The following is a 23,550-nucleotide window of genomic DNA, read 5'->3' on the forward strand; positions in this document are numbered from 1 at the left end:
CCCAATCTTTAGAACTTCGTATGCGGCGACTGTTCTCGCGCGCAAAACGATCGCAATACCGAGAGGCTCATCATGAACACGGCTCACATCGAACGAAGCGGCGCCGCCCAGGTCCCGCTGGCCGCAGGCGAGGACCTGCGGTACCTGAAGCTGGAACAACCCGCTGAGTTCGTCTGGTTGATCACGTTGAATCATCACGACAAGCGCAATGCGCTGTCTGTGCCGCTGCTGGAGGAACTGGCGCGCGTGCTCGCGGCGGCCGAAGCTAGCGACGACGTCAGGGCTGTCGTGCTGACCGGCGGCGAGCGTTTCTTCAGCGCGGGAGCGGATATCGCCGACATGGCGGCACGCGGGGTCGCAGCGTATGCGGACCCGGTGCGCCTCGCGAGCTGGAAGACGATCGAGACGTTTTCGAAGCCGCTGATCGCCGCGGTCAACGGCTTTGCCATCGGTGGTGGTCACGAACTGGTGATGCTGGCCGATATCGTCGTCGCGGCGGACGACGCGACCTTCTCGCAACGAGAAATCGTGATCGGCGCGCTCCCGGGCGACGGCGCCACTCAGCGCCTGCCGCGGGTGCTCGGCAAGACACTGGCGATGAAACTCGTGCTGACCGGCGAACCGCTGACGGCTGCCGAGGCCGAGCGCCACGGACTGGTGACCGAGGTCGTCGCGCCGGCACGCAGCATCGCGCGCGCTGTCGAGATCGCGTCGCTGATCGCCGCCCGCGCACCGCTCGCGGTCCGACTGGCCAAGCGCGCGGTGCTCGATTCGTTCGAGACCGATCTTCAACGAGGCCTGGAGCTGGAGCATCAGGCGAATCTCGACGTGTTCAAGACGGAAGATCGCGCCGAAGGCCACCGCGCGTTCGTCGAAAAACGGCCGCCGCACTTCAAGGGTCGCTGATCACTGGTGCGTCGCACATGCGCCTTTCGACGGCGGTGGGCAACGCTTGCCTTTGGTTATGACGGGCATCGAATGTTCAGGGTGAACGCGGAGTTCGGCAGGGCCTTGGGCCGCCTCGGCAGATAGCCGGACTCACGACCTAACGGAGATTGCATGAACGGGCTGAACGGTATCCGCATTCTCAGCTTCAATCATTTTCTGATGGGGCCATTGGGCGTGCAGCACCTCGCCGATTGCGGGGCCGAAGTCATATCGGTCGAACCTGTCGACGGCGCATTTCAGCGCAAATGGGGCGGCGCTAACCGCGCCATCGATGGACAGACGATGCTGCTTCTGATGGGCAATCGCAATAAGCGCAGTCTGGCGCTCAATCTCAAGGACGCGCGGGCAATCGATATCGTCATGAGCTTGCTGCCACAAGTCGACGTCGTCGCCGAAAACTACCGTCCCGGTGTGATGGAACAGCTGGGATTGGGTTACGACGCACTCAGGGCAGTCAAGCCGGACATCATCTACGCGTCCGGCTCGGGGTTCGGTCCTGACGGACCCTATGCCAGCCGGCCGGGGCAGGACCTGATCATTCAGGCCATGTCGGGTATCGCGACAGTCACCGGAACCCGGCAGGACGGTCCGCGCGCGGTGGGCGTGTCCGTCGTCGATCATCACGGCGCTGCGCTGTATGCGAACGGTATCCTGACGGCACTGCTCAACCGTGAGCGCACGGGCGAGGGCTGCCGGGTCGACGTTAGCTTGCTGGCGGCGGCGCTCGATCTGCAACAGGAGTCTCTCACATGCTTCCTGAACGGCGAAGGCCATGACGACGTGCGACAGGCTGGGCGTGTATCAGGTTGGTACTTCCCCGCGCCGTATGGCATATACGCAACTGCGGACGGTTTCATCGCATTGTCGCTGAGTCCTCTTGACATCATCTATCAGATCCTGGAGATCCCTGAAAAGGAACGGATTCCCGCGGAGCGCGCATTCGACGAGCAGCACGAAATCTCCGACCGGCTTGCGCGCCGGCTTGCGCAGCACACGACGGCGCACTGGTTGCCACTCTTCGAGCGGCAGCATGTCTGGCACACGCGCGTCAACGATTATGAGCAGGTGGTCGCCGATCCGCAGGTGCGCCACTTGAAGAGCTTCGAGACAGTCGAAGGTGCAACCGGCAGCCCCGTGACGCTCGTCAATCATCCGGTGCGCTACAACGGCAGCGCCCCGGCTATCCGCACGCCGCCGCCACGATTGGGCGCGCACACGATCGACATCCTGTCAGGGTTGGGAATGAGCCGGCCGACCATCGACTCGTTGCTGGCGGACGGCGTAATCGGCGTTGCCGAGGACGCCGCGGCCGTTGCCGCGGATGCGGCAAAAGACGGCGTTGCGTGAAGCAGGGGTGCGCCGTCCACGCGGCAAGCGTGCCGCACGTGTCGATGGAAACAGGAGAAGCGGGCATGAGTGACAAGTACAGGGAAGTCATGACGGACGTGCTGGTCGTTGGCAGCGGCGGCGCTGCGCTGCGGGCTGCGCTCGAAGCAGATTCCAGCGGCGCTGACGTGCTGGTCGTGATCAAAGGTCAGTTTGGCAAAAGCGGCGCGACGTTTCATAGCGTAGCTGAAGTAGGCGCCTTCAATGTGCCGGACGGAGCCGGGGATCCCAGCGATAGTCCCGATGTTTTTCTCGCCGATATCCTGCATGCCGCTCAAGGCATGGCCGACCCGCGCTTGAGCGCGATTCTCGCGAACGAAGCGCAGGATTCCCTGCGGTACCTCGAACGGTACGGCGTAAAGTTCGAGCGCGAGGACGACCATTACCTGGTTTTTCGCGCATGCTTTTCTTCCAGGGCGCGCTCACATGTGATTCATGAGCACTTCAAACCCATCGTGAAATCGCTGGGGACCGAAGCGTCCCGGCGAGGCATCAAGGTCATGGACCGGTTGATGCTCGTCGACCTGCTATCGCAGGACGGCGAATGTCTCGGCGCATATGCGATCGATTCTGACGGCAACCCGGTGCTGATCCATGCCAAGTCGACGATTCTTACCACCGGCGGCGCAAGTCAGCTGTTCGCCCAAAACCTGTATCCATCGGACATTACCGGCGACGGCTATGCAATGGCTTATCGCGCGGGCGCGAGACTGGTCAACATGGAGTTCATGCAGGCCGGTGTGAGTGTGCTGACGCCTTTCGTCAACCTGTTCGGCAACTACCTGTGGGACGCGCAGCCGAATCTCACCGACCGCGATGGCAGGGCGTTCGTCCCTGACTATCTGCCGGCGGGACTCGCTCAGGTCGATGTCATTCGGCAAAAAGAGCGGCACTTCCCATTCAGCTCAAGCGATATCTCGCGCTACGTCGAAATTTCGATTCAGAAGGCACTCAACGATGGCCGCGGCACGGTTGAAGGCGGCGTGTTTCTCGACTTCGTCGGATGCGATCTCGAAGCGAGACTGGCCGACAAGAGCCGCAGCATCGCAAGGATGTGGCCGCTGACCTGCCAATGGTATAAGGAGCACGGCGTCGACCTTCATCGCGACCGCGTGCAGATCACCTGTTCCGCACATGCGATCAACGGCGGTCTGTACATCGACGAAAACGCTCAGTCCAATCTGAAGGGTTTGTTCGCTGCGGGTGAGGTGGCAGCGGGTCCGCATGGCGCCGACCGTCTCGGCGGCAATATGGCCTTGACGTGCCAGGTCTTCGGCCGCCGCGCGGGCCTCGCCGCGGCCGAACGAGCGAGAATGACAACGCACCGCGCGACCGCGGCAGCCCTCGACGACAGTCGCACGGTCGCCACGCAATTCCGCCGAAGTGGCGGACACACGGTGGAAGAACTGAGAGCACGGATTCAGCAGAGTGCAAACCGGTATTTGCTGATCGTGCGCGAGGAAGCCGGGCTTCAGACCTTCAGGCGGATCTGCAGAGAGACGCGCGATCAGTTGTTTCAGGACACGATGATCCGCACGCCGGCCGAACTCATCCGGAGCATCGAATTGGCGAACTTGATTCAGGTCGGTGAATTGATGGCTTGCGCATCGCTTGCCCGACGTGAGAGTCGCGGCGGTCACTACCGCGAAGACTTTCCTGAGCGCAATCCGGACTTCGCCAGCAACATCTTCCTCGAGCGGAATGTACCGGAAGGTCTGTGGTTCGGGCGGCTGGCGGATTTGCCGTCGTAAGTCACAGGTTCCCTCGGCACACGAATCAGGCCGGCCATACAAGCGAAGCTCAAGCCAGTTTCCAGCGCGTTCTTCGCCTTGCCGAGGTATCCGCCCTGTTCATCCGCGCCGTTAGCGGAACCGACGGTCGCCGAGAAACGTCGGTGAAATCCGAAACCCAGAGCTGGTTCTCGGTAGATTGCTGCGCACGCTTTTGCTGTGCGACTACTTCAGCAACATTGAATTCCGGCGTGAAATGCATACGCTGCTCAATCGCGGTGAATCGGTCCATCAGTTGCAGCGCGCAATCTAGACCGGCAAGATCGCGCCGGAGCGCGGGCGGCGCCGCGACGAAATGATCGCGATTTCTGGCTCCTTGTCGCTGCTGACAAACCTGGTCATTGCGTGGAATACACAGCGCATCCAGGCAACCCTTGATCGTTGGCAAAGCAAGGGCCAAGGGGTGGACGACGACTGGTTACGGCGGATGGGTCCAGCGCATTTTGCGCATGTGAATTTCCGCGGAACGCTGAGCTTTCCGATCGATCTCTATCGAGAGATGCTTCTCGATGCGGCGCCATGGCGGCGCATGGCTGGATCGTGAACGCGTTCTGCATGCACACAGACCGCAGGACTGCAGCGCGTGGTGCGGTTTTGTTGGCCGCCCTCAATCATGCGCGCTCCGGCCAGGCGCGGTGGCGGATGAAAGCGCCAGATTCATCACGAAAAGGACGAATGCCCCGAACTGCAGTTACCTTCGCCCACGTACCACAATGGCTCTTTGTTTTATCCGTGCGGTCAGCGGGGAAGCGTTGCTATGTCATCGGGGCTCGATATGACCAAGCAGCTCCATCAGCGAATGCGGGCGGCCATCAAACAACGCCGCGTAGTAGACCGTGTTCGACAACACATTCTTGACGTAGTCGCGGGTTTCGTTGAACGGAATAGTTTCCGCGAAAATCGCGCCTTCCACCGGACGCGGGAGGTTGGCCTGCCACTTGCGCGGGCGTCCAGGGCCGGCATTGTAGCCGGCGGTCGCGAGCACGGCCGAACGGTCAAGCTGGTTGTAAATCATCGACAGATAATACGTGCCGAGCTGGATGTTCGTGTCGAGCTCATTCATCCTCGCCCGCGAGAGCGGACCGAGCCCGATTTTCCTCGCGACCATCTCCGCGGTTTCCGGCATCACCTGCATCAGGCCGCCTGCGCCAACCTCCGAGCGCGCACTGATGTTGAAGCGCGACTCCTGGCGAATGAGGCCATATGCCCATTCGATATGGGACCCGTTGGACTGCGCATCTCGCTCGACAATCGCGCGGAAGGGCGCCAGATAGCGCAGCGAAAAATCATGCTCGGTCAGCGTCCTGTCGGCGGTGCTCACAGTCCGGTCGTAGAGCTCGATGCGGCGTGCGTACTCGGCGACTGCAAGCAGTTGCCGGTCGGTCATGCCGCGCAACGGCCAGTTCCACTCCCGGTTGCCTTCCGTGCGCAGGTTCAGCGCATAAAAACGTTTTGCCAGTTCGAAGCCCGGTGTCTGGCTGGCCTTCTTAACTTCTTCGTCGGTCACTTTGATCTGTGGCGGAATCACGATCTGCTGGCCGAGCGCCTCGGAGGCCAGTTGGCCATAGAAGGTGTAAGTTCCCGCGATCTTCCCGAATTCCTGGTTCGCCGCTGTCACCTCGCCGGCCTGCTTCAACGCGCGTGCGTACCAGTAGACCCACGGTGATTGTGCGCGCAGCGCGGCCGGCATCTGCTCGATCGACCAGCGCACCATCATCCAGTCTCCTGCCAGCAGCGCGCTACGCGTGCGCCACTCATAGGCCTGGCTCGACAGGGGCGCGTTCGCCGACAGCCGGTACCAGTCCACCGCGCCTGGCAGCTGCCGGGTCGCCGCCTGATAGGCAATCGTGCCCCAGCCGATAGCGCGTTCCGCCAGGGTGAGCGCCGGTGCGATCGCGGTGAAGATGGCTGCGGCCGCTGCCGGATCGCTGGCCGCCACCTGCGTGATGGCGAGCAGCGCGAGTTGATGTGACGCCGAGTCCATCGGGACGCCTTTCGCCAGCAGCGCGCGCGGCTGGTTCCTCGCCTGATCGAGCCGCAGCGGATCCGGGCGCGCCGTGCCCAGCGCATCGACCAGTCCGCCACCGGTCCTCGTCGCGCCCTGTTCATAGGCCTCGCGAATCTTCTGCCAGACATCCTCCGAAGTGAACTGGTGATTACCGTCGAGCGCGGTGATCAGATCGACGCAGCCGTCGCCGTACCACTTCGGCTCGACGAGCAGCGCGCGCGCCGCGTCGGCGACGTTTTCACCCCGCGCGGCGCGCGACTCGAGCGCATAGCAGTTCACCTGCGTGTCGTCGTTCAGGACGAACAGTGAATATTGGGAATCGAAATCCTTCCAGTCGTGGCGGGCGCCCAGCACGCGCAGGTAGTCGTTGCGCAGACGGTCGGCAATCGCCTGTCCGTCGTAGCGTTGCAGAAACGATAGCACCGGTACGTCCGGCGCATCGAGATTCGCATGCCCCGCGCCGATGAACAGACGCGGCTTGATCTGAAAATAGCTGAGATAAGCCGGCGCCGGATAATTTCGGATCAGGCTCGCCAGCTGCGCGGCACGCTCGGGATCGTTGTCGCGGGCGGCGTCACGCAACTTGATGAAAATCTGATCGTCAGCGGAAAGCGAGGAGAGTCGGGTGGGATGTCTGGCCACCGCCGTGCCAGACACGACGAACGTCGCGGCGGCAAGGGCAAAGCCGATCGCGCGAGACGCCCGGTGACGTCGTGTGGACATCGCTGTTCTTACCTTGTTTTAGTGCAGAAAATTGAGCCAAAGCTTAGGCCGCAATTCGGCGAAGCGAAGCTTCGAAAAAGACTGGACCCAGCCCGCAATTCGGCGCTTTGCGAGCCGGATGGTTGCCTGCAGCAAGCTCGCGGAGGGGTGCAACCTGCGTACAAAGGAAGCCGTGCGCTGGATCACCACGCCACTTGATCGCGTTCTCGCGAGATCGTGGCGGAGGCGCCGTCTCACGCATCTAATTCCAGCCTAATTCTCAAGGGGGAGAATTCGTTGCGCAGCACCTCCCGAGCGCTGTACCTTCAGCTTGATGTGGATTAGCCGCAGCCCGAGTCTAAAAATCTCGACTACTTAATTGTCATGGTCGGTGACCTTATCTGAGTGGAAAGCAGTAGCCCATTTCGCTTAACCTGACAAAGCCGGCAAAAACCCACAACCCGCTGTTGGTGCGACAAATCGCTCTTGACGTTATCTTCCGCGCCTGCATAGACTTTGGACGTATTCAGGTCAGTTCTTCGGAACATTCGACTATCTAAGGAAGCGCATAGAAACCCTGCCCGAATGAAACCGGCCCCCGTCAACGAGCGACGTCGCGTTGCCTGTTCGCTGCTCGCACTGTCTGCGTTCGCCCCGACCGCACTCCGAGGCGCGACGCATGCATCCGTTGCAGGCACGGTTAGCAGATGGCCCGTGTTGCTGTTCATTCCCTTCGCCGGAAGCGATCTCGGATTCAGCGAAGCCGCATATCGCGGCTACCTCCAGGTCCGCCACGACGGCTACCGGATGACCGTCGTGCGCGATGCCGACAGTCTGGGTGCCGCGCGAATTCTCACGGTTATCGGCCGCCACTACACGGCAGGTGTACGCGGTTTCATTCTGGCAGGCGCTGAGCTGAGCGCAGTCACCGCAACGGCCGCAGCACAATACCCGCAAGCCTATTTCGCGACCTTGTCGGGTAAGGCGAGTGGCCCCAACGTCGTCAACTATTGTCTCGATTGCAAGAGCCTCGGTGGAGCGCTTGCTGGTGCTGTTGCCGCGAGCGTGTCGAAGACGAAGACCGTCGGCTTCGTCGGCGGCGTAGAGTCTGTCGACGGTACGGAGGCGCAAAGCTTCAGGCAGGCCGTACTTGCCAAGGCGCCCGACGCAACGGTTCTGATAGATTGGGTCGGCAACTGGGGTGACCGCCGACGCACGCAGCAGTTGACCGTGCAGCAGATCGACGCCGGTGCCGACGTACTCGTTGCAGATGCAAATGACGCGGTGATCGTCGCGGCCGCCCGCCATCCGCGCGTCCGCGTGATCGGCTGGATGGCCGATGCATCGCGTCGGTACGGAAACGTCGCAGCGAGCGTGATCATCGACACGAGCATCATTTTCCGGCGTTTCGTCGATGGAGTGGTCGCGGGCCGATTTGAGGGCGGCGACTACCCCGTCGTCGATACGGACAATGTCTGGAAGGTTGTGTGGCCGCACGGGTAACCGCTGATATACGCTGAACTCGATCGCATGAGCTCGTTGAAAAACCAGATTACTGTAACGTTGATCGTACTGGTCACGGCAGTCGGCCTCATCGATGCGTATACGTCGTATTGGCTGTCGCGCAAGCACATCGGCGAACTGCTCGACGTGCACTTACAGGGCGCCGCTATCTGGCTGTCCGCCGGCAACGTCGGCGCGATAGGCTCACACGGTCCGCCGCAGCACTCCGTCGACGGCTTTGTCGGGCAAATCTGGAGGAGCGGCGACGCGGCGCCAACGGATAATACCGATCCGGAGCTGCTATTCGATCGCAATGCGCCGGACGGATATTCGATCGAGAGTATCGGCGGGCATGCCTATCGCATTTACACGTTGAGAAAGGCCGACGGCCAGTACACGTACCAGGTCGGACAGCCGGTGGCGTTCCGCGAAGAGACAGCAAGGCATGCCGCGCTCGAAAGCCTGATACCCACGCTCATACTGATTCCACTCGTCTGGCTCGCTATTCCCTTTGTCGTCAACGCGGCGTTCGCGTCGCTGTCGCGTGCAGCGGCGCAGTCGGAGTTAGTCGGCATCCGGCATCTCGAGCCTCTCGATATATCGGGCGTGCCGGACGAGGTACGACCGTTCGCGGCTTCGGTCAATCGGATGATTGCCCGGCTTCAGGTCGGTATCGACGCTGAGAAACGATTCGTCGCCGATGCCGCGCACGAGTTGCGCACGCCCATCGCTGCGATGCAGCTCCGCGTCGACAACCTCGTCAACGCTCCCGACGAGGCGGCACGCTCCGAGCGTCTGCGCGAATTGCGCGAGGCCATCGCTCGAGCGTCGACGATGATCCGACAGCTTCTCTCGCTAGCGCGAGCTGATGCACAGCTCGATCTGACAGCAATCGAGACAGTGGATCTGTCCCAGTTGGTTCAGAAGCTCGTCGCGGATTTTCTGCCGGTTGCAGATGCACGCTCGATCGATCTTGGTGTAGGGAAGTTCGAGAGCGCGCAAGTTGAAGCGCGTGAAGGAGAATTGCGTATGGCCGTGCGCAATCTGCTTGAGAACGCACTGCGCTATACGCCTGCCGGCGGAACCGTCGACATCGATCTGTTCCGAAGCGCCGACGACGTGGTGGTGCGCGTGACCGACAACGGACCGGGCATTCCGGAAGCGTCCCTGGACCGGGTGTTTGATCGCTTCTTCCGTCTGCGTGCGGAGGATTCGGAAGGTAGTGGTCTCGGGCTTTCGATCGTCAAATCGGTCGTGGCGAAGTACCGGGGTTCTATTTCGCTTGCAAACCGCAGCGATGGACACAGTGGTCTGATCGCTACAATCGTTCTGCCGGCGCGCGGCACTATGTAGGAGAGTGGGCCCTGAATGGCACCCGGTCACGGGTTTCGGTCTGGAAGCGGCGCAACGCTAATTCTCATTAAATAGGCACCGTACATACTGGCATTGTGACTACGTTCCTGTCAGGTCGCCTTCTCTGAGCAGCGAGTTGCTTGCAGCTCTTTTGGTGATGCCTGCGATCAGTGCGATTGCAGTAGCGACTTGCGGCGAGCGCTTTGGAGATGTTCTAAGGATTATCGCAACCCTTTACAGTACATCTGTCGATCAATGGAAATGGATCGAATACTTGAAGACATAAGAAGATTGGAATGTGTTTCTGACGTTGCTTTGATGTCACGTGTCGGGGAGTAGCGTGATCGAACGTCGGTCGACGCCAATCATCGCGGCGAGGGAAGGACACTTTGGCGGCGCAGCGGGCGCATGCATAGGTCGCCTGACTTCATCCGCAGCCGTGCATCGCGACCGACCCCATTTAATAGGCCCGAGGAAGGGCCGTTCCGTCGATTCTCATTCCAATCTAATTCTTAGGATCTAAAATATTTCCTGAGACGAAAATTGCGGATTGGCGGGCTGAAAAGCCCCGGTGCAGAGTGGATTCCGGGAGTTATTGCGAGGGAATCCCTAGCGCAAGATCGTCGCCTACGCGAGAGGGACAACATGTTTAATGTGTGTTTACTGCCCGTGGATTCCGAGGATAGTGAGTGTTCAGCCACCTGTGGAAATCCGGGGCGATACAGCTTCATCAGTTCCGGCATTCTCGAGTGGTTCAGGAAGGTTTTCCCGCGGAGAGCTAATTCGCCTGATGCGAAGCTTCCGAACTCTTGAGAAAAACCGGCGCATTACGCATGAATCGCAAATCGCTCAGGCGAGAAAGGCGCCCGCGGAAGAATGTTCCTTGCCCTGCGCCCAACGACAACGCTCCATTGCCGTGGACATTGCACTATGCGAGTGCTCATAGTCGAAGACGACCTGCAGATCGGTCAAAGTTTGCTGCGCGCGCTTCAGGATGCGGAGTACAGCGTCGACTGGGTCCGCGACGGCAATGCCGGCAGCGCGGCCATCGCTGCCGTTGAATATACGCTGGTCTTGCTCGATCTTGGTTTGCCCGGCATGGGCGGCATCGAATTGCTGAAGGCGGCGCGTGAGAAGGGGAGCAAGGTACCCATACTGATCCTGACCGCACGTGACGACCTTGACGCCCGGGTCCAAGGGCTCGATTTCGGCGCTGACGACTACGTTCTCAAGCCCTTCCACCTGCCCGAACTGCTTGCGCGGATTCGTGCCGTGTTGCGTCGCAGGGCAGGCTTTGCGTCGTCGCGTCTAGGCAATGACACGTTGAACCTCGATCTCGACAAACGAACTCTATGCTGCAACGGGGTGTCATCCGTTCTGTCGGCGCGCGAATTCGCATTGATGTTCGCGTTCCTTGAGCGCCCCGGCACTATCCTTTCGCGAGATCAGCTCGAGGGGAAGCTTTATGGTTGGGGTAAGGAAGTCGAGAGCAACGCGGTCGACGTGCTGATCCACGGTGTACGCAAGAAGTTCGGACAGTCTGTGATTCGCAACGTGCGTGGCCTCGGCTGGACTGTGACGCTCGGCGAATCGCCCGAGGTGTGACCGCGCGTTTCGGCTATGTTCCCGTACGACGGCGATGTCAATTTTCCGGGCTCTTGTTGGCGGGAATAAAGCGAATCTCCAAATATTCTTCTTCGGCGCACTTGTGATGATCGGAGACCCCCGAAGAAAAGCATAGTTCTGCGGCGCTCAGGAAGCAGCCATTCACATATCGAATCGTGCTAATCCATACTTTCGTCAACACTACGCCGTTGCCGGTCTTGCCGGCCGATGTTCAGCAGAACACGTTCGCCCGGTCACCATAGAACACCAACCGGCTTGCCATAGCGCGACGCCCGTCGGGGAAGCGGAGTTCCAGGCTCGAAATTCGCGCCGCGCTCTTCAGCTCCTCGACATTCGCATTTTTGTTCCATTGAACAAAGCCCGGCTAGCGGCACCTGATGTTCCCTCCTACTAATAGTTATCTAAGTTATCACGCGCACTATGCAACTTAAGCGCAACGGATTGATGTCTTTTCAAACGCGCATTGGGTGCCTCGGCACGCTGGATCGTGAGATTTATTATGAAAACATTTAACCATATTAAGTCGCTTTTAAGTTTCATGATTATGTGACCATGCCTCCGCCGAATTATTCCGGCGAAAGTTAGAAATTAATCATCTTCCTGTGCAGCGCTCAATTTCGTAGGCATCACTTGCGAGTGCCGGCTTGCGGTCATTCGTCGTGTCCAGAAATCGGATTTTGTCCGATCGAGCCGGGTCGCCAGTAAAACCAGTCTCTGTGCGACTCGCAGACAGATTCGATGTCTTTTCAAAAGACTGGAACCAGTTGCACCTGTTATTGCGACAGAACCGAATGAGGAAGTTCGTGTACATATTCAAGCATTCATCGCATTGTGAGTCTGCGCGGACATTGACGTCGGCGCCTTGTTTTGAGGATTGCTGCGGCCGCAAGCGTCGGACCGTGGTTGCGTTGGCTTCTGCCGTAACGTCGCTTGCCGCGCTGTTTGTTCCGGTCGCTGTGCGAGCCCAGTGCAACAGCAGCGCCAACCCGGCGCTGCCTGCGGCGCCGGCACAGACCAACTTTTCCAATCAGTCGTTTGGCGCAGCGCCGCTTCCGCAGTACTACCTGAACGCCGCGGGACAGGCGGGATGCAAAGGCGCCGACGACGGCTCTTGGAACGGAGTGGGCCAGGATGGCTTCGCTGGTCAGTCAGGTGGTTCCTTTAACAGTGTCAACAGCGGAATTACGGTGAAGGGGGGATTCGCGCCGACCTTCATCAGCCCCACGATGGGAGCGGGATGGTCCGTCGACGGTGGTGATGGTGGTGCCGGCGGACAGGGCGGTTATGACGCCAATGGCTCCGCCCACACGGGAAACGGCGGGGCGGCAGGCAATGGCGGCGCGGTCTCCGTGCAGTTTAGCGGCACCGTTGGTCCCGACCCGAAAGGTGTCCTTCCGGAAGTTGCGCTCGACGTGCAAGCCAATGGCGGCACCGGCGGAGTGGGTGCCGTGTCCAATGCCCAAGGTACTGAGCCGCTCTACGGCGGCAACGGCGGAGCAGGGGGGCGGGGTGGTCAGGCAGCGCTTAGCGCCTCCGGCAGCATTCAGTTCTATGGTGTCGGCCTGCGAGCGTCCGCCCTGGGCGGGACCGGCGGGGTAGGTGGCAACTCGCCGACTCCGGGCGATTTGGTTGTAGAAGGCCATGGAGGCAAGGGCGGCAACGGCGGCGCCGGCGGTACCGCGACGCTTGCCTTTCAGAACGGCAGTCTGACCGCCAGCACCCCGGCAGGCCAGATCTTTCCGATGCAGGCCGACGCCGATGGCGGTACGGGCGGCAGCGCTGGTGGCGCGTACGGTGGAAGTGGCAGTTTTGGCGGGACCGGCGGCAACGGAGGTAACGGCGGCACAGCGAGCGCGGAACTCGGCAGCGGTGGCCAGATCGTGTTCTCCGATCAGATGCAACCGGCGAACAGTCGGTATCAGCCGGGCAGCGGCGTAACCGCCAAGGCGAACGGCGGAGCGGGCGGGGGCGGTGGCACTGCCATCGACGGCTCATTCCGCAATGAGGGTGGTGTGGGCGGCAACGGCGGAATTGCCGGCAGCGCCAGCGCCACCGTTCTTGGTTCCATCGATTACACCGCGAATGTTCCGGCCGGGCAGTCTGCTGCCGGGTTGATCGGGGGTGAGGGGGTGCTGGTGCAGGCCAATGGAGGCGCCGGCGGTATCGGTGACGGCGCCCAGAGCACTGTCGTGGGTGAAGGCGGTGATGGTGGTAAGGCAGGCGCTGGCGGGAAGGCTTCGCTGATCCTTGGAGACGCGGCGAACACGGCAACAATTAAAACGAACGGCCCATATACACATGGCGCGTTGGTGCAAAGTGTCGGAGGCGGAGGGGGCAATGGCGGTAGTGTCAGCTTCGCGCTGGCCGGCACGGGCGGTGCAGGTGCCGCGGGCGGCGATGGCGGCGCGGTCACGGTGAACTCGGACCACGCCTTTGTCACGGTCGGCAGTCAATCAGGCGTAGGCAGCATCCCGCTGATCGCGCAAAGCATCGGCGGTGGCGGCGGAAGCGGCGGTGACTCCAGCGGCTTCACCGCTGGCGCGGGCTTCGAGATCGGCGGCAACGGCGGCCAGGGCGGCAATGGCGGCGCGGTGAAACTCACGCTGGGCCAGAACAGCGTGTTTGGCAGCCTCGACCAGAGCGGCGGAGCCGGCATCCTTGCGCAAAGCATTGGCGGCTCCGGCGGCAATGCCGGCAGCGCGACGTCGAGCGGCGGGGGGCTGATCACCATGGTGATCGGCGGTGATGCCCACGGTGGCGGCGCGGGTGGCCAGGTCACCGTTGACAACGGCGCACTCGTCACGACCTACGGCGACCACGCAGCCGGTATCAAGGCTCAGTCGATCGGCGGCGGTGGCGGCAATGGCGGCAACGCTACAGCGTTCACCGTCGGCGGCCCGCTGTCGAGCTCGGTTGCCGTCGGCGGACAAGGCGGCGGAGGCGGCGCGGCCGGCGCGGTGTCGCTGACCAACACGGGGCAGGTCGTTACGTATGGTTCGGACGCCGAAGGTGTCGTGCTGCAAAGTATCGGCGGCGGCGGCGGCTCCGGCGGCAGCGCCACGGCGCGTGCCGTTGCCGCATCGGCCAGCCCAAATATTCCTTCGATCAGTGTCAGCGCCGCTATCGGCGGCGCCGGCGGGACCGGCAACACCGGCGGCAATGTCACGCTTGATAATTCCGGCCTGATCACCACTGCGGGCGACAGCGCGACCGGCGTTTTCGCGCAGTCCGTCGGTGGCGGCGGTGGTACGGGCGGCGACGCAACCGCCGCGTCCTACTCCGCGTCGCCTGCCAAGGGGGCGTCCCTGTCGGTCTCCGTGGCTCTCGGGGGCAGCGGCGGCAGCGGCGGCACGGGCGGCGCCGTCAACCTCGAAAACTCAGGGCTCGTCGCAACCCTGGGCCAGGACGCCCATGGTGTGTTCGCACAGTCAATTGGCGGTGGCGGCGGCAATGGCGGAACGGGCGATGCCTCGGCAACGGCGGCTAACGCCAAGGCCAGCTTCAGCGCGTCAATCGCGGTGGGCGGAACGGGTGGAACGGGGGGAACGGGCGGCACGGTCGGCCTGACCAACGACGGTTCGATCGCGACGCGTGGCGACGGCGCCGATGCCGTGTTCGCCCAGAGCGTGGGCGGCGGCGGCGGCGCAGGCGGCGGAGGTACCGCTGCGGCCAGCGGCGGCAAAGATGCCATCGCCGTGGGTGTTGGCGGCAAGGGTGGCGTCGGCGGCGACGGCAACACGGTGACGACGACCAACAACGGCAACATCGTCACCCGCGGCGCGGCCTCGACCGGCATCTTCGCGCAAAGCGTCGGCGGCGGCGGGGGCAAAGGCGGCAAGGGCGCGGCGGCCGCGGGCGGCAGCGGCGGCCTCGACACGATCTCCAACGCCCAGACGCTGTTTGGCATTCTGGGTCAGGGCCTTGGCCTCAACCAGAACGTGCAGAACCTGGGCAACAACATCCTGCAGGTCGGAGTGCTCGGCGAAAAAATCAAAGCGACTTATGGTGACCTGGAAAAGCTTCTCACGCAGCCGGACGGGGTATCGAAAGTTCTGGGCACCGTGAACCAGATCAGCGTCGGCGTGGCGGTCGGCGGCAGTGGCGGCGCGGGTGGCCTGGGCGGCGCGGTGAACGCCAGCAACACCGGCGCGATCGGCACCTATGGCGCGCAATCCCACGGCATCTTCGCGCAGAGCATTGGCGGCGGCGGCGGCAGCGGCGGCGCGGCGAGTTCGACCGGCAAGTCGAATAATGATTCGAAGGTGCAGGCCGCGGTCGCCGTGGGCGGCAGCGGTGGCGCGGCGGGCTCGGGCGGGGTGGTGAGTGTCGTGCAGAAGGCAAATGGTGCAGTCGAGACGCAGGGGGTGGAAGCGTTCGGCGTGTACGCGCAGAGCGTAGGCGGCGGTGGCGGCAACGGCGCGATGTCGGGGGCGGTCAGCGGTTCGCTGAAAAGCCTGTCGATCGCCGTGGGCGGCAATGGCGGAGGCGCCGGGAATGGCGGCGACGTAAGCGTCAGCAACGGCGGCACGGTCACGACACTTGGCAAGCACAGCGTCGGCATCCTCGCGCAAAGTATCGGAGGCGGCGGCGGTGTCGTGACGACCGCGAGCAGCGATGAGACATTCGATCCTTCCAAAGCCGTCCAGAATCCGCAGGGACGGATCGCCGACATCTACGGGGTGACACTGAGCTTCGGCGGTCAGAACGGCAGTTCGGGAAATGGCGGCGGCGTCACTGTCAACACGCAAGGCAACGTGACGACGAACGGGCTTGACGCGCACGGTATCGTCGCGCAGTCGATTGGCGGCGGGGGCGGGTTCGTGGCGGGCGGACAGATCAACACGAACACGAACGCGCTCGTTGGCGCCGGCGGCGCGAGCGGCAATGGCGGCAACGTTCTTGTCGTGGACACCAATCACACTGTCTCTACCACCGGCGACGGTGCGTATGGGATCGTCGCACAATCGATCGGCGGTGGCGGGGGCTTTGCCGGCGACCCGTCCGCCCCGAACTACTACGGTGACAATACGGGCGGCGTGGTATTTGCCAACAGCGGCAATGGCGGCACCGTCAACGTCATCGTGGTAAACGGCGGGAAGGTCGTGACGACCGGCCGGTACGCGCCGGCAATCTTCGCGCAATCGATCGGCGGTGGCGGTGGTCTGGTGGCCTCCAACTACAACTCAAGCCCGCTCGGCCCGCTGCATGATGTGGCACGTGGCAGCGCGGGTGGCGCCGGCGTGGGCGGCCTGGTCGCCGTCAACGTCAGGGATAACGACACGGTCATGGCCACGGGTGTCGGGTCCGCCGGCATCCTCGCGCAAAGCGACGGCCAGAAAGGCGGGCAAATCTCGATCCACCTGGCGCCCGGGTCGAAAGTCATAGGCGGCACGACCGATCCCAATTTCCGGACCTCCTCAATGGGGGGATTGGACCCGGAGTTTCGCGACGCTGCCGCCGTCCGTCTGATCGGCGGCAATAACAACATCATCACCAACCAGGGCACCATCCAGACCTTGGGCAAATACGCGATCCTGGTGGACCCCACGTTGTATGGCGAGGCGTCCGCCACCACCACTGTCAACAACTCCGGCACTATCACCGGTGACATCCACGTCCTTGGTGGCCCCCGCAACAGCGTTGTCAACAATCTGCCAGGGGGCGTTATCGACACACCGGCCACGCTGAACGTCGGAGGCGGCACGGTGAACAACGCCGGTACGCTGAAAGTCGGCGGCGCGAAGTCGATCGGCAATACGATTCTCACCGGCAATCTCGTGCAGAGTTCGACTGGCACGCTGAACGTACAGATCGATCCGGCCAACAAGCGGTCCGATCTGCTCAACATCACGGGTACCGCCGCGCTTGCCGGCAAGGTGCAGGCCGATCCGGTGAGCTATCTGAAGAGCACGAGCACCGTGCTGTCGGCGGCCGGCGGAATTCGGCCGGATACGGCGCTCACGGGTTCTTCTACGCCGGTCTACCGCTTCACGCCGCTGGTGCAGGGCAACACCGTCACGATCAAGACCGATGCGGACTTCGTCGGTGCGAGCAAGGGGGCTTCGGCCACGCAGCAGAGTGTCGCAGCCAATCTGGACCGGTTGTGGAACAGTGCCGATCCTACCTTTGCTCCCATCTTCGGAGCTTTCGGTAGCGCCGGTAGCACGGCGGGCTATGCCCAGACGCTAACCGCCGTTTCCGGCCAGGAGTTGCTCGGCGTTGCCGCTGCGCGCTACCAGTCCAGCCAGGCATTCTCGCGCTCCGTCTTCAGTTGTCCAGAGTTCGGCGACGACGACACCACCGTGAGAAAGCAGGGCTCCTGCGTGTGGTTCCGCGCCACGGGCATGTGGGAAAACCGCAGCGCCGACGCTTCGTTCCCAGGTTTCGGCTGGCAAGGTACGACGATGAAAGTCGGCGGGCAGGTCCAGCTACAGCCCGGCTGGTTCCTCGGTGGCGCCATCGGCTACGAGACCGACCGTTTCACCGGCAACGACAACCTGACGAGCGCCAACGGCAATGCGCTTCTTGGCGTCGTCGCGCTCAAGCACGAGGTCGGGCCATGGACTTTCAGCGGTGCGGTGGACGCGAGCTACGGCTGGTTGAACAGCTCGCGCGTGATCCCGAGCGCCAATGCGGTGGCGACCGCCTCGCCCAATTCGTTCAATCTCGGAATGCACATGCGCGCGGCCTATCAGATTCCGTTCGGCCGTTTCTACCTGGAGCCGGCGCTCGACGGCGACCTGAACTACATCAATCTCCCGGGCTACACGGAGAGCGGTGCGGGCGCGCTCAACCTGAAGGTGAATAGTGCGAACAGCATCATTGCGACCGGCACGCCGAATCTGCGGATCGGGACGCGCGCGCAGATCGGGTCAGCGACCGTCGACGCTTATGTCGGCGCCGGGGTGAGCTTCATTGCAGGCAATAGCTACACGACCAACGCGTCGTTCGCCGCTGCCCCGGGTTTCGGCAGCTTCACCAATACGCTCACCAATGCGCACGTTGCAGGCAAGTTTTCCGCTGGGGTAGAGGTCTATACGACCAAACGTCTCGATGTGCGTCTGGAGTATGACGGCGTCGTTGCCGCGCACGAGGTCGAGAATGGCGGCCAGATCCGGTTCAAGTACCGGTTCTGAAAACCTCCGGGACCCGGACAATGCAGCAAAAGCCATAAAGCGTAGTTGGATTGATGACCAGGATGCGCTGTCGCAAATCCGGTTCGGGTACCCAGTGCGCAAGTTGATTCAACACGCGCGCGTCGTCGACGTGACGGAATGGGCTTATGGCGGTCGATTTTTCGCCCGGCTCTCCTTGGTTTGAGTACAGGAAAGCGCGCCGGGCGGCGCTCGGCTGCGATCAGTGCGCGGCGGCGCTGGCCGTCGGCTGCGGCACGGACTGGCGCGTAAAGCGGTCGATCGCGAAGTCGTCGAGCGGCAGCGAAGCCTTGCCGTCGAGCACGAGTTCGGATACGAGCCGCCCGCAGGCCGGTCCAAGCTGGAAACCGCTGCCGCAATAGCCGAACGAATAGACGAGATTCGACGCGCGGCGGCTAGGTGAGAGCACGGGCAGCGCATCGTCGGTGAATGCTTCGACGCCGGCCCACGCGCGGTTCACGCCGAGATGCCGCAAATGCGGGAAGAGATCGACGACGGTATTGGCGCTACGCACGAGCCGCGCGAAATCGACTTCGCCATGCCGGCCGTGCAGATCGGCGATACCGATCAGCTTGCCGCCGATCACGACGGTGCCATTGTCGAACTGCTTGAACGACAACGGACGCCCGGTTGCACCCAGCGTCGCGCGGCAGAACGGCGCGACGCGATGCGTGACCATCAGCATCAGCCCTTCGGGGTGCACGGGCACGCGTTCACCCACTTGTTCGGCCAGTTGTCCCGCCCACGCGCCCGCCGTGACGACGAGTTTGTCCGCGCTGAACCCGCCGCGCGGCGTCTGCGCGAACCAGCGCGTGCCGCGTTGTTCGATGCGCGTGACCGGCGTGCCTTCGAAAAACGCCGCACCATGCCGCTGCGCGGCGAGTCGGAAGGCGGTGGTGGTCTTGAACGGCAGCGCATAGCCGTCGCGCTCGACCCAGATGCCGCCCGTCACGTGCCGCGCGAGCGCCGGCTCGAGTTCGAGCACGCTCGCGCGGTCGATCAGCTTTTCGTGCGTGAAGCCGTGCGCTTCGAGTTGCGCGACGCGGGCGCGGCATTCGTCGAGTTCGGCTTCCGTCTCCGCGATCTTCAACTGGCCGGACGGCACGAAGCCGCCGTCGTCGCCGATCGTTTCGCGCAGGCTGTGCCAGATTTTGCGCGACATCAACGCGAGCGGAATCTCGGGCAGCGGGCGGCCGAGCGTGCGCACGCCCCCCGCATTGACGCCTGACGAGTGCCGCCCGACGTAGTCGGCTTCGAGCACGATCACGTTCGCGCCGCGCGCGGCCAGATGGAACGCGCTGCTCGAGCCGTGCAGCCCGCCGCCGATCACCAGCACGTCGGCCTCGCGCACGGCGCCGGAAGAGGAGCGGGTAGCGTCATTCACCGGCGAGTTCTCCGAGCGTCAGCGGCTTGATGGGCGGACGGATGCGGTAATAGCCGACTTCGCCCGGCGGCACCTTGCGCGCGTCGGCGATGATTTCGGTGACGGTCAGGCCGCACATGCGACCCTGACACGGGCCCATCCCGCAGCGTCCGAACGATTTCGCCTGGTTCGGGCCGAGGCAGCCGAGTTCGACGAAACCGCGCACGTCGCCCGCCGTCACTTCCTCGCAGCGGCACACGACCACGTCGTCGCGCGGAATGCGGTTCGCGTCGCGCGGGCGGTACAGGCTGTCCAGAAACGGACGGATGCGCATCACGCTCTCCAGCGCGAGGCGGTGCGGCTCGGCTTCGCGCTCGCAGGCAGCTGCATCGATGGCACCGAGTTGACTGGCGACCCGTAGCGCGGCGAGCGCGCCCTGTTCGGCCGCCGCCAGCGCACCGCCGATACCGCCGCCGTCGCCCGCGACGAAGATGCCCGGCACGTCGAGTTCGCCCCATGCGTCGGTGGTCGGTGCGAAGCATAGCTGCGCGGCGTCCCAATGGTGGTGCGCGCGCAACGACAGCGTGAACTGCGTATTCGGCACGACGCCCTGATGCAGGAGGATCACGTTCGCGTCGATCCGCTGCGCACGGCCTTGCGTGCTGAAACTCAGCGCGGCGGCGCGCTCGACGCCTTGCGCGTCCTGCTTCGACTCGACGCGCAGATCGTCGGCGGCTTCGTAGACGGGCACGCCCGCGGCGCGCAGCGTGCGGATCAGTTGCAGGCCCTTGCTCAGGAACGGCCACGCGCGCAACGCCGACAGCAGATGTTTCTTCGCGCGCCAGCGGTCTTCGTGACGAGTCGTGTCGACGAGTGCGCGGATCGGCACGCCGGCACGCACGTACTGCCAGCCGAGCAGATAGAGCAGCGGACCGCAGCCCGCCAGCACGGGCGGCTCGGCGGGCACCTCGCCCGCGCTTTTCAGCAGGATCTGCGCGGCGCCCGCCGTCAGTACGCCGGGCAGCGTCCAGCCGGGAATCGGGAACGGCCTTTCCAGCGCGCCCGTGGCCAGAATCACGCGGCGTGCGTCGAAGCTGCCGACCTTGCCGTCCCTCAGATAGTGCACGGCATGTTCGCGCGTCACCTGCCACACGGACGCATGCGCGACATGCCGTGCGCCAGAGCGCGCGAAGGCGTCGGCGAGCGATGCGCCCGCCGCGTAATCCGGGCCGAGAATCTCCTTGCGGCGCGCATCGGCGCGGCCGATCGCCCGATAGATCTGCCCGCCGACGGCGTCCTGTTCGTCCAGCAGCACCACTGACAGGCCAGCGCTCGCGGCGCGCGTCGCCGCGCTCATGCCGGCGGGACCGGCCCCGACCACGACGACATCGACGGCTTCCGAAGGGAAACTCGACACGGTTTCGACAGCGTGATCAGCGGGCATGAGCGTCCTCCCGTGAAACATCGACGGGCGGCAGATCGCGCGCGCCCTCCTGCGAGCGGATGCGCATGCCGGCGCGCACGGTCACCATGCAGCTTTGCCGGCTCGGCACGCCGTCGATCTCGACGAGACACTCGAAGCACGCGCCCATCATGCAATACGGCGCGCGCGGCGCGCCCGAGACGGGTGTCGCACGGAACCGCGCGATGCCGGCAGCGAGCAGCGCCGCCGCTACCGACCGGCCGCCCGGCACGCGCAGCGGCTGATCGTTGAACCAGATGTCGACCGGCGCATCGGCGCCGGGCAAGGCCTTGAAGAGCGGTGTGGAGGTCATGTCGGAATCAGTGAGCGGGGGTGAGTGCAGGGGATTCGAGAAAGCGCGTGCCGGACAGCGCGGGGATTTCAGCGGGCATCGCGCCGCCCGCGATCCACGGCGCGATGCGCAGCGCGTGCGCGGCGGCCAGCGTCACGCCGCTGTGGCAGGTGACGACGAACGCGCCGGGATGGCGTGCGGATTCGTCGTAGATCGGAAAACCATCGGGGCTGTAGACGCGCAACGCGGCCCACGTGCGCACCAGCCGCACGTTCTTCAGCAGCGGAAAGGCGCGCACGCCGCGCCGCGCAATGTCGGACAGCACGGGCGTCGTCGTGAAGTCGTCGAAACCGACTTCTTCCATCGAATCGCCGAATTGCAGCGTGCCTTCGTCGGTTTGGCGCACGTTGAGGGTCGGGTAACGCAGGAACGGCGCGACGCGTTCGCTGATCAGCACCTGTCCGCGATTCGGTGCGACGGGCGCATGCAGTCCGACGTGCGGCGCGAGCGCGCGATTGCCGAGGCCCGCCGCGAGCACGACGCGCGCCGCGCGGTAGGTGCCGAGTTTGCCTTGTACCGTGAAGCCGCCGTGTTCGGGTGTGATGCGCAGCGCTTCCTCGTTGTTGACGAGCTTCACGCCGCGCCGCTGCATGCCCGCGTGGAGCGCGCGCAGCAGCTTGAGCGGATTGACGTGGCCGTCCATCGGCGTGTAGCTCGCGCCGATCACGTCCGGCCCGATTTCGGGAATACGCTCTCGCACTTCGCGCGCATCGAGCAACTGATACGGGTAGTCGCCCAGTTCACGCTGCAAGGCGCCGAGACGCTTCGCGCGTTCTGCGATTTCGTCTTCGGAGAAAAAGAAGTGGAAGCCGCCGGGCTGGCGCAGCGCGACGTCGATACCGGTTTCGTCGAGCAACGCCGCAGCGAGCGACGGCCAGCGCGAAGCCGAGTTGCGCGACCAGCGTGCATACGGCGACAAGCCATAGCCCTTGCCCTGAATCCAGACCAGCCCGAAGTTGCCGCGCGACGCGCGGAACGCGCCGTCGTCCTGGTCGAGCACGGTGACGTTCGCGCCTTCGCGCGCAAGGCCCCAGGCAACGGCGGAACCGACCAGTCCGCCGCCCAGCACGAGCACGTCGGGGTTGTCGGTAGCGTGACGAATCATCGAGCTTCTCCAATGAGGATGCGGTCCAGTCCGACCATGCGGTCGAGCAGCACCATCAGCAGAACCGTGCCGACGATCAGCACCGCCGACACGGAAGCGACGAGCGGATCGATGGTCTGCGCGATCTGGTTGCACATGGCGACGGGCAGCGTGGTCGTGCCGGGGGTCGCGACGAATATGGTCATCGTCAGCTCGTCGAAACTCTGGATGAACGACAGCACCCATCCGCCGGCGACGCCCGTGCGGATCATCGGCAGCACGACGCGGCGAAACGCGGTGAAGCGGCTCGCACCGCACGACAGCGCCGCGCGTTCGGCATCGCGATCGAGCCCGACGGCCGACGACAGCGCGAGGCGCAGCCCATACGGCAGCACGATGATCACGTGCGTTGCCGCCAGCGCCCAGAACGAGCCGCTCAGATGCAGCAGTGACAGAAAGCGCAGGAACGCGATGCCGAGCACGACGGCGGGAATCATCATCGGCGACAGGAAGAAGCTTATCAGCGCGCCACGGCCCGCGAAGCGATAGCGCGCAATAGCGAGCGCGGCGGGCACCGCGAGCGCCACGCCGATGGTCGCCGCCACGAACGCGAGCCGCACGGAAAGCCAGAATGCCGACACGATGTCGTCGTTCTCCAGGATCGCGCGAAACCAGCGCAGCGACGCTCCGTCGAAGGGCATCGAGATGAAGCCCTTGTCGGTGAACGCGACCAGCATCACGGCGACGAGCGGTGCGAGGATGAAAGTGAGGAACAGCGCGTTGAACAGCAGGCCCCACAATCCGTTCTGTTTCATGGCG

Annotated in this window: 15 protein-coding genes and 1 pseudogene; 9 read left to right on the top strand and 7 right to left on the bottom strand. The window is 63.6% G+C overall.

The features are described 5' to 3' along the window. The first annotated feature begins 72 nt into the window (after positions 1 to 72). From VSR82_RS26310 to VSR82_RS26320, 3 genes are all read left to right on the top strand, one after another. Positions 73 to 906: an enoyl-CoA hydratase-related protein gene (locus VSR82_RS26310; RefSeq protein ID WP_498858222.1), complete on the top strand. Its 834-nt coding sequence runs from the start codon at positions 73 to 75 to the stop codon at positions 904 to 906. Positions 907 to 1,059: 153 nt separating this feature from the next. Beyond that, a complete protein-coding gene (locus VSR82_RS26315) occupies positions 1,060 to 2,295 on the top strand; it encodes a CaiB/BaiF CoA transferase family protein (protein WP_429462259.1) in 1,236 nt (411 codons plus the stop codon). Between the two features lie 65 nt (positions 2,296 to 2,360). Then, entirely contained in the window at positions 2,361 to 4,085 is a 1,725-nt protein-coding gene (locus VSR82_RS26320) for an FAD-binding protein (protein ID WP_429462261.1), read from the top strand. Between the two features lie 49 nt (positions 4,086 to 4,134). Here VSR82_RS26320 and VSR82_RS26325 read toward each other — a convergent pair whose 3' ends face one another. Then, entirely contained in the window at positions 4,135 to 4,356 is a 222-nt protein-coding gene (locus VSR82_RS26325; RefSeq protein ID WP_498858232.1) for a hypothetical protein, read from the bottom strand. Between VSR82_RS26325 and VSR82_RS26330 the strand changes: the two are divergent. Then, positions 4,255 to 4,668, top strand: a pseudogene (locus VSR82_RS26330) (Tn3 family transposase); the annotation flags it as partial. The gene VSR82_RS26325 and the pseudogene VSR82_RS26330 sit on opposite strands and share 102 nt — an antisense overlap. 216 nt (positions 4,669 to 4,884) lie before the next feature. Here the strand turns inward: VSR82_RS26330 and VSR82_RS26335 are convergent. Beyond that, positions 4,885 to 6,855 carry a lytic transglycosylase domain-containing protein gene (locus VSR82_RS26335; RefSeq protein WP_429462263.1) on the bottom strand — a complete coding sequence of 657 codons (1,971 nt, stop codon included), beginning with the start codon at positions 6,853 to 6,855 and terminating at the stop codon, positions 4,885 to 4,887. A 693-nt stretch (positions 6,856 to 7,548) separates the two neighbouring features. Here VSR82_RS26335 and VSR82_RS26340 point away from each other — a divergent pair. The 5 genes from VSR82_RS26340 (at position 7,549) to VSR82_RS26360 (ending at position 18,636) form a co-directional block, all read left to right on the top strand. Further along, positions 7,549 to 8,337 carry a BMP family ABC transporter substrate-binding protein gene (locus VSR82_RS26340; RefSeq protein WP_498858223.1) on the top strand — a complete coding sequence of 263 codons (789 nt, stop codon included), beginning with the start codon at positions 7,549 to 7,551 and terminating at the stop codon, positions 8,335 to 8,337. Between the two features lie 372 nt (positions 8,338 to 8,709). Further along, positions 8,710 to 9,690: an ATP-binding protein gene (locus tag VSR82_RS26345; protein WP_410851063.1), complete on the top strand. Its 981-nt coding sequence runs from the start codon at positions 8,710 to 8,712 to the stop codon at positions 9,688 to 9,690. Positions 9,691 to 10,620: 930 nt separating this feature from the next. Then, positions 10,621 to 11,295: a response regulator transcription factor gene (locus tag VSR82_RS26350; protein WP_013093459.1), complete on the top strand. Its 675-nt coding sequence runs from the start codon at positions 10,621 to 10,623 to the stop codon at positions 11,293 to 11,295. Positions 11,296 to 12,032: 737 nt separating this feature from the next. Beyond that, positions 12,033 to 18,452 carry an autotransporter outer membrane beta-barrel domain-containing protein gene (locus VSR82_RS26355; RefSeq protein ID WP_498858224.1) on the top strand — a complete coding sequence of 2,140 codons (6,420 nt, stop codon included), beginning with the start codon at positions 12,033 to 12,035 and terminating at the stop codon, positions 18,450 to 18,452. After that, complete coding sequence (locus tag VSR82_RS26360; RefSeq protein WP_368581613.1) at positions 18,418 to 18,636, top strand: hypothetical protein; 219 nt, start codon at positions 18,418 to 18,420, stop codon at positions 18,634 to 18,636. Before VSR82_RS26355 ends, VSR82_RS26360 begins: the two co-directional genes overlap by 35 nt. A 36-nt stretch (positions 18,637 to 18,672) precedes the next feature. Here the strand turns inward: VSR82_RS26360 and VSR82_RS26365 are convergent, their stop codons facing one another. Genes VSR82_RS26365 through VSR82_RS26385 form a run of 5 tightly spaced genes read right to left on the bottom strand, consistent with a single transcriptional unit; the run spans position 18,673 to position 23,546 of the window. Continuing rightward, complete coding sequence (locus VSR82_RS26365; protein ID WP_368581614.1) at positions 18,673 to 19,854, bottom strand: NAD(P)/FAD-dependent oxidoreductase; 1,182 nt, start codon at positions 19,852 to 19,854, stop codon at positions 18,673 to 18,675. Next, a complete protein-coding gene (locus VSR82_RS26370; protein ID WP_429462274.1) occupies positions 19,847 to 21,277 on the bottom strand; it encodes an FAD/NAD(P)-dependent oxidoreductase in 1,431 nt (476 codons plus the stop codon). Before VSR82_RS26370 ends, VSR82_RS26365 begins: the two co-directional genes overlap by 8 nt. Continuing rightward, the gene (locus VSR82_RS26375; protein WP_429462276.1) at positions 21,267 to 21,608 is read right to left on the bottom strand and encodes a (2Fe-2S)-binding protein; all 342 of its coding nucleotides are present in this window, start codon (positions 21,606 to 21,608) and stop codon (positions 21,267 to 21,269) included. The genes VSR82_RS26370 and VSR82_RS26375 overlap by 11 nt, the downstream gene beginning before the upstream one ends. 7 nt (positions 21,609 to 21,615) lie before the next feature. Then, positions 21,616 to 22,752: an NAD(P)/FAD-dependent oxidoreductase gene (locus VSR82_RS26380; RefSeq protein ID WP_498858225.1), complete on the bottom strand. Its 1,137-nt coding sequence runs from the start codon at positions 22,750 to 22,752 to the stop codon at positions 21,616 to 21,618. After that, positions 22,749 to 23,546: an ABC transporter permease gene (locus VSR82_RS26385; protein ID WP_429462280.1), complete on the bottom strand. Its 798-nt coding sequence runs from the start codon at positions 23,544 to 23,546 to the stop codon at positions 22,749 to 22,751. The genes VSR82_RS26380 and VSR82_RS26385 overlap by 4 nt, the downstream gene beginning before the upstream one ends. Positions 23,547 to 23,550 lie beyond the last annotated feature (4 nt).

Source organism: Burkholderia sp. JPY481, from assembly GCF_038900515.1.
GTDB lineage: Bacteria > Pseudomonadota > Gammaproteobacteria > Burkholderiales > Burkholderiaceae > Paraburkholderia > Paraburkholderia youngii.

What these genes read in the sequence shown, in the direction of transcription:
- VSR82_RS26310 (WP_498858222.1), top strand. Translation starts at nt 73, where the DNA reads ATGAACACGGCTCACATCGAACGAAGCGGCGCCGCCCAGGTCCCGCTG.
- VSR82_RS26380 (WP_498858225.1), bottom strand. Translation starts at nt 22,752, where the DNA reads ATGATTCGTCACGCTACCGACAACCCCGACGTGCTCGTGCTGGGCGGC.
- VSR82_RS26315 (WP_429462259.1), top strand. Translation starts at nt 1,060, where the DNA reads ATGAACGGGCTGAACGGTATCCGCATTCTCAGCTTCAATCATTTTCTG.
- VSR82_RS26370 (WP_429462274.1), bottom strand. Translation starts at nt 21,277, where the DNA reads ATGCCCGCTGATCACGCTGTCGAAACCGTGTCGAGTTTCCCTTCGGAA.
- VSR82_RS26360 (WP_368581613.1), top strand. Translation starts at nt 18,418, where the DNA reads ATGGCGGCCAGATCCGGTTCAAGTACCGGTTCTGAAAACCTCCGGGAC.
- VSR82_RS26375 (WP_429462276.1), bottom strand. Translation starts at nt 21,608, where the DNA reads ATGACCTCCACACCGCTCTTCAAGGCCTTGCCCGGCGCCGATGCGCCG.
- VSR82_RS26350 (WP_013093459.1), top strand. Translation starts at nt 10,621, where the DNA reads ATGCGAGTGCTCATAGTCGAAGACGACCTGCAGATCGGTCAAAGTTTG.
- VSR82_RS26335 (WP_429462263.1), bottom strand. Translation starts at nt 6,855, where the DNA reads ATGTCCACACGACGTCACCGGGCGTCTCGCGCGATCGGCTTTGCCCTT.
- VSR82_RS26320 (WP_429462261.1), top strand. Translation starts at nt 2,361, where the DNA reads ATGAGTGACAAGTACAGGGAAGTCATGACGGACGTGCTGGTCGTTGGC.
- VSR82_RS26385 (WP_429462280.1), bottom strand. Translation starts at nt 23,546, where the DNA reads ATGAAACAGAACGGATTGTGGGGCCTGCTGTTCAACGCGCTGTTCCTC.
- VSR82_RS26325 (WP_498858232.1), bottom strand. Translation starts at nt 4,356, where the DNA reads ATGGACCGATTCACCGCGATTGAGCAGCGTATGCATTTCACGCCGGAA.